Annotated in this window: 1 protein-coding gene; it reads right to left on the bottom strand. The window is 67.3% G+C overall.

The features are described 5' to 3' along the window. Positions 1–343: condensation domain-containing protein (locus AB4Y34_RS42145; protein ID WP_368719342.1), on the bottom strand; the 343-nt coding region annotated here is incomplete at both ends.

The raw sequence follows: 343 nt of genomic DNA, 5'->3' as shown, positions 1-343 counted from the left end.
AGCAGCGCCAGCAGATAATCCCGCTGCCGCCTGACCGTCGACTCATCGAACAGCGCCGTGGCATAGCCCAGCGTGCCCACGATCCTCCCGTCACACTCGCCTACGTTCAGCTCCAGCTCGAACCGGACCTGCCCGGGCGCATTGTCCACCACCTCCTCCACGCCCAGCCCGGGAAGATCGAGCCGCCCCAGCGCGTTATCCTGCCAGGCCAGCATTACCTGGAACAGCGGCGTGTGATCAAGCGCCCGTGGCGGCTGCACGATCTCCACCACCTGCTCGAATGGCAGGTCCTGATGCTCCTGCGCCCCCAGGGCCGTGCGCCGTGTCCGCTCCAGAAGCGTCG

Source organism: Paraburkholderia sp. BR10954, from assembly GCF_040965775.1.
Lineage (GTDB): Bacteria > Pseudomonadota > Gammaproteobacteria > Burkholderiales > Burkholderiaceae > Paraburkholderia > Paraburkholderia youngii.
This window is presented reverse-complemented; position numbering and strand designations above follow the sequence as displayed.